Raw genomic sequence first — 3,896 nt, 5'->3', positions numbered from 1 at the left:
CGACATCGGCCCGGGCGCGGGCGAGCACGGCGGTCAGGTCGTCCACTCGGGCACGGTCAAGCAGCTGCTGAAGCACCGCGACTCCGAGACCGGGATGTACCTCTCGGGCCGCAAGTCGATCCCGCTGCCCGACGTACGCCGGCCGCGCACCAAGGGACGCGAGCTCACCGTGGTCGGGGCGCGCGAGCACAACCTGCGCGACATCGACGCGACGTTCCCGCTCGGGCTGTTCGTCGCGGTGACCGGCGTCTCCGGATCGGGCAAGTCGACGCTGGTCAACGACATCCTCTACACCGCGCTGGCGAAGCAGATCTACAACGCCCGGACGGTCCCGGGTCGGCACACCCGGATCACCGGCACCGAGCACGTCGACAAGGTCATCCACGTCGACCAGTCGCCGATCGGCCGGACGCCGCGGAGCAACCCGGCGACGTACACCGGTGTCTTCGACCACATCCGCAAGCTCTTCGCCTCGACTCCGGAGGCGAAGATGCGTGGATACCTGCAGGGCAGGTTCTCGTTCAACGTGAAGGGCGGCCGGTGCGAGGCGTGCGCCGGCGACGGCACCATCAAGATCGAGATGAACTTCCTCCCGGACGTCTACGTCCCGTGCGAGGTGTGCCACGGCGCGCGCTACAACCGCGAGACGCTCGAGGTCCACTACAAGGGCAAGACCATCGCCGAGGTCCTCGACATGCCGATCGAGGAGGCCGTCGACTTCTTCGCCGCGGTGCCGGCGATCGCGCGGCACATGAAGACGCTGGTCGAGGTGGGGCTGGGCTACGTCCGGCTCGGGCAGCCGGCCACCACGCTCTCCGGGGGCGAGGCGCAGCGGGTCAAGCTCTCCTCCGAGCTCCAGAAACGCTCCACCGGCCGCACGGTCTACGTGCTCGACGAGCCGACCACCGGGCTGCACTTCGAGGACATCCGCAGGCTGCTGCTGGTCCTCGGCCGGCTGGTCGACCAGGGCAACACCGTCCTGGTCATCGAGCACAACCTCGACGTGATCAAGACCGCCGACTGGATCGTCGACATGGGTCCCGAGGGCGGCTCACGCGGCGGGCTGGTGATCGCGGAGGGCACCCCCGAGCAGGTCGCCGACAACCCCGACAGCTTCACCGGTGCCTTCCTCAAGCCGCTGCTCGACGGACGGGAGGCCAAGCAGCCGGCCCGGAAGCGGTCCGCGGCTACGAAGGCCCCGGCCAAGAAGGCTGTGGCGAACAAGACCGTGGCGGCGAACAAGGCTGTGGCGAAGAAGGCTGTGGCGAAGAAGACCGCGCCCAAGAAGACCACGACGCGCAGGTCCGCCTGACTGGACCGCGTGAACCATCCGGGCTGCTCCGTCGTTTCGTGAGAGGTGTCTCACCGAACTCACACGTGTCTCTCAGACGCGGTGACACAGCCGTAGGTAGCGTCACTTTCAACGACCCGTTCGACTCGACTTCTGCGAGGAACCCGCCGTCATGACCACCGACAAGATCTCCCGCCGTGCGCTCGGCGGCCTCGCGGCCGCCGCCGGTGTGGGCGTCCCGCTGCTGGCCGCGTGCAGCAGCGACGACCCGGCGACCGCCAACGACCCGTCCGGCCCGTCGTCCTCGTCCTCCACCCCGACGGGGAGCACCCCGGCCGGTTCGAGCAGCAGCGCGGTCGCCGGTGGAGAGGCGCTGGCGAAGACCTCGGACATCGACGTGGGCGGCGGCACGATCTTCTCCGATCAGGAGGTCGTGGTCACCCAGCCGGCGTCCGGCGAGTTCAAGTGCTTCACCGCGGTGTGCAGCCACCAGGGTTGCATCGTCTCCGACGTCTCCGACGGGACCATCAACTGCGCCTGCCACGGGAGCCAGTTCTCCATCGACGACGGCTCGGTCGTGACCGGCCCGGCCACGTTCCCGCTCGCGGAGGAGCAGATCACCGTCACCGGCGACGAGATCACGCTGAACGCATGAGCCCGCGCTGACACTGCTCGCGCCACTTCCGGTCCCTCGGCGAGTGCCGCCGGTCCAGCCGGGTGTCGAGCACCTGACGCGCCTCGTCGAGCCGGTCCGCGCGGACCAGCGCGGCGATCCGGGTCTCCTCGAGGATCTCCCGCTGCGCGTCGGAGCCGCCGAGGCGGCGGCTCTGGCCGGCCAGACCGGCCAGCGCGTCCGCTGCCTGCGAGCATCGGCCGGCGGCCAGCAGGCCAAGGGCCCTGGCCAGGGGTGCCACGACCTCACGTTGGGTCGGGTGCTGGTGGGCAGCGGCCCATCGGGCCAGCGACTCCAGGCCGGGCCGGTCGTCGACGGCCAGGAGCGTGACGGCTGAGTGCATGGCGAGGAACGGCGTGGCCGGCCGCTCCAGCACGTCCCGACCAGCCAGTGCGGCGACCTGGCCGAGGCCGGGGACGTCCGAGGCGTCCGGGGTCAGCGCCCAGCGGAAGAGCAGCGAGCCGGTGTCGACCAGCGCCCTGCAGCCGAGGCCGTGCTCGGGGCGGAGCTGGGCGTCGTACCGCCGGCGCACGGCGTCGAGGTCGCCCAGCGACAGCTCGTGCAGGGCAGCGTGCCAGGCGAAGTGGCTGAGGCTGTCGATCGAGGCGCCGTCGCCGCTCACCCAGCGGTCCATCCAGGCCAGCCCGGCCTCGTGGTCGCCGGTCTCGTAGTGCGCATGGGCGCGGGCGTGCGCCGAGTGGCCCGCGCCGGGCTCGACGCTCAGCGAGGCGCAGGACAGCGACATCGCCTCGTCGAAGCGACCCTGCTCCTGTCGCACGAACGCCAGCAGGCCGGTGAACCACCAGTCGTCCCCGTACGCCGGGCGGGCCCGCTCGACGATCGACCAGGCCTCCTCGGGGACCTCGGTCACGCCCGCGAAGGCGATCGTCGGCACCGCGGTCGAGAGCAGCAGTGCATCCAGCGGATAGGACGCGAGGTGCGCGACCAGCGGCCGGGAGTCACCGGCGACGTGCCGGACGACCGCATGGACGTGGCTGCGCTCGCGCTCGGTGGCCCGGCCGGCGTGCAGCGAGGCGTCGCGGAGCCGGGCCTGGACGTCGACCTCGGCGCACAGCTCGAAGCCGAGCAGCGCCACGGCCGCGTGGCCGAGCGCGAAGGTCGGGTCGTGGGCCACCGACGAGGCCAGCGAGGGGAGGGCGCCCGAGCGCAGCCGGAGCACGTCCAGCAGCCCCCGGGAGTAGGCAGCGGCGGCCGCCGGGCTGGTGGTGAGCGCGTACCCGTAGGGATCACGACACGACATGTAAGTAGAGTAGATCACTGCACTTACATCTCCAAGCGGGGATGGGGCGTGTCGGACGCCCCGCCGGTACCCACTGGACCCGCCATCACAGTCGGCAGCCGACCGTAGGGTTGAGGTGTGCCCGCGCCGTCGTTCCGTCCCGCGACCGGGTCGATCCCCACCCAGCCCGGCGTCTACCGGTTCCGCGACGCCCGTGGCCGGGTGATCTATGTCGGGAAGGCCAACAACCTCAGGTCCCGGCTCACCTCCTACTTCCAGGACCCGGGCAACCTCCACGCCCGCACCGCGACGATGGTCTCGACCGCGGCCGGCGTGGACTGGACGGTGGTCAACACCGAGGTCGAGGCGCTGCAGCTGGAGTACTCCTGGATCAAGGAGTTCGACCCGCGGTTCAACGTCAAGTACCGCGACGACAAGTCCTACCCCTGGCTCGCGGTCACCCTCAACGAGGAGATCCCGCGGGTCATGGTCGGCCGCGGTGCGAAGCGCCGCGGGGTCCGCTACTTCGGCCCGTACTCGCACGCGTGGGCGATCCGGGAGACCGTCGACCTGCTGCTCCGGGTGTTCCCGATGCGCTCGTGCAGCAATGGCGTGTTCAAGCGGTCCGCGCAGATCGGGCGGCCGTGCCTGCTCGGCTACATCGACAAATGCTCCGCGCCCTGCGTCGGCCG

The 3,896-nt window shown here is 70.8% G+C and carries 3 protein-coding genes and 1 pseudogene; 3 read left to right on the top strand and 1 reads right to left on the bottom strand.

Annotated features, from left to right (window positions below):
* Both VFV89_RS09135 and VFV89_RS09130 read left to right on the top strand, forming a co-directional pair.
* Positions 1-1,312, top strand: a pseudogene (locus tag VFV89_RS09135) (excinuclease ABC subunit A); the annotation flags it as partial.
* 151 nt (positions 1,313-1,463) lie between these two features.
* On the top strand, positions 1,464-1,946 hold the full coding sequence (locus tag VFV89_RS09130) for a Rieske (2Fe-2S) protein (RefSeq protein WP_329705618.1): 483 nt from the start codon (positions 1,464-1,466) through the stop codon (positions 1,944-1,946).
* Here the strand turns inward: VFV89_RS09130 and VFV89_RS09125 are convergent.
* Positions 1,930-3,225, bottom strand: a complete 1,296-nt coding sequence (locus VFV89_RS09125; RefSeq protein WP_329705617.1) for a pyridine nucleotide-disulfide oxidoreductase — start codon at positions 3,223-3,225, stop codon at positions 1,930-1,932. The two genes, VFV89_RS09130 and VFV89_RS09125, sit on opposite strands and share 17 nt — an antisense overlap.
* Positions 3,226-3,342: 117 nt before the next feature.
* Between VFV89_RS09125 and VFV89_RS09120 the strand changes: the two genes are divergently transcribed.
* A partial coding sequence (locus VFV89_RS09120; RefSeq protein WP_329705616.1) for a GIY-YIG nuclease family protein occupies positions 3,343-3,896 on the top strand: 554 nt, incomplete at its 3' end.

This window comes from Nocardioides sp. (assembly GCF_036274455.1).
Taxonomy (GTDB): domain Bacteria; phylum Actinomycetota; class Actinomycetes; order Propionibacteriales; family Nocardioidaceae; genus Nocardioides.
This window is presented reverse-complemented; position numbering and strand designations above follow the sequence as displayed.

Coding starts and splice junctions, on each gene's coding strand:
- VFV89_RS09130 (WP_329705618.1), top strand. CDS start 1,464: ATGACCACCGACAAGATCTCCCGCCGTGCGCTCGGCGGCCTCGCGGCC.
- VFV89_RS09125 (WP_329705617.1), bottom strand. CDS start 3,225: ATGTCGTGTCGTGATCCCTACGGGTACGCGCTCACCACCAGCCCGGCG.